Source organism: Nocardia sp. NPDC004722, from assembly GCF_053601505.1.
In genome coordinates this window covers 1-1291 of the sequence record NZ_JBSGBY010001081.1, presented here as the reverse complement: position 1 = coordinate 1291, position 1291 = coordinate 1, and the positions used below count along the sequence as shown (strand labels likewise).

Below are 1291 nucleotides of genomic sequence, written 5' to 3'. Positions count from 1 at the left end.
CCTGTCGATCCGGCACCCCGTCCCCCAAACCCCCGTATTCCCGCAGGTAGAGCCGCGATTTGGGAACTGTACAACCGATACGCTAAAGTTTTCCCCGGCCGGTTCGGAAGAGCCAGCCAGGGAAACAATCCCCTATAGCTCAATTGGCAGAGCAGCCGACTGTTAATCGGCAGGTTTCTGGTTCGAGTCCAGATGGGGGAGCTCAAACCCCCGATCGGTTATCCGATCGGGGGTTTTCTCGTTTAAGGGAGATGGTTTTCATCGCGCCGGGGGAGGGCGCTCGCTTGAATCCACAACAGCCGAATTACGGTGACGCGCAGTGGCAGCCGGTTCCGCCGGGCCCGGGTTTCCCGCCGCCGGGCCATGGCGTGACTGTCGGTTATCCGATGCCACAGCCCCCGCGTCCGCCGCGCCGCAAGATCCCGTTGATCGTGTTCGTGCTGGCGGTGCCGCTGCTGGTGGTGGGTCTCGGACTCTATATCTGGCACGGCATCCACAACGATGATCCTCGCTCTGTAGCGCAGGTGCGTGATCTCCGCGCAGGCGATTGCATCGACCCGTTCAGCGATGCCGATTCCCTATCCGCTCTCCTGTCGACCGCCGGTCTCACCGACACGATCGACCTGAAGACCTACTATTCCATTGACCAATCCAGCTGGAAGTCATTCACCGGCGTCATCTGCGTCGCCGAAGCCCACCCCAGCCATCAACCGGTCCAATCGATCATCAAGAAGTAATCCCAGCCCCGGGCAGTCTTCATCGCCGGTGAGGTGCGGGATATCGCATTGCGGGGCAGTTGGTTTCATTCTTGTACTCGCCGGATGTGTCGGTGGGCGGTGGCAACAACGCGTTCAGCAGTTCGGAATCGGCCTATGCCCTCGCTCGGCGTACGCGATAGCCCCACCGCCCGAGCACCCGGACAACCGTCTCTGCCCCAATGGGATTGGCGCTGTGCACATAGATGGTGCCGATTTCGAAGGGGCGGCCATCGAACGCCGCCTCTTCGAGCACGGTCACGACCGGCATGATGGTGTCCTCGCCGCCCAGGTCGTGGTCAAGCCAGAGTTCGTCGATGGGGCGGTCGCGAAACTCCTCGAGCAGGGCGATGCCCTCGTGGCTGTTGCGTGCGATGCGCTTCGCCTGAGGCAGCGCTCGTAAGTCATCGATGCCGAGGATGACGGGTGGGCGGTCGGTCACCTGGCGATTGTCGCGAGTGTGGAGATGGGGAGGGTTTTGGCCCATTCGCGGGCCATGTCCTTGGGGTTGGTGGGGGTTGAGGCGTCGTGGCGGG

The 1291-nt window shown here is 62.4% G+C and carries 2 protein-coding genes and 1 tRNA gene; 2 read left to right on the top strand and 1 reads right to left on the bottom strand.

Annotation, left to right across the window (positions count from 1 at the left end; genetic code table 11):
* Nucleotides 1-128 precede the first annotated feature (128 nt).
* Nucleotides 129-201: transfer RNA gene (locus ACWELQ_RS45860), tRNA-Asn, on the top strand.
* A 50-nt stretch (nt 202-251) separates the two neighbouring features.
* A complete protein-coding gene (locus tag ACWELQ_RS45855; RefSeq protein WP_452403221.1) occupies nt 252-737 on the top strand; it encodes a hypothetical protein in 486 nt (161 codons plus the stop codon).
* A 133-nt stretch (nt 738-870) separates the two neighbouring features.
* On the opposite strand, the gene ACWELQ_RS45850 is transcribed toward ACWELQ_RS45855, so the two are convergent.
* Nucleotides 871-1197: a cyclic-phosphate processing receiver domain-containing protein gene (locus ACWELQ_RS45850; RefSeq protein ID WP_452403220.1), complete on the bottom strand. Its 327-nt coding sequence runs from the start codon at nt 1195-1197 to the stop codon at nt 871-873.
* Nucleotides 1198-1291 lie beyond the last annotated feature (94 nt).

Excerpts from the sequence above, each read along its gene's own strand:
- ACWELQ_RS45855 (WP_452403221.1), top strand. The coding sequence starts at position 252 with ATGGTTTTCATCGCGCCGGGGGAGGGCGCTCGCTTGAATCCACAACAG.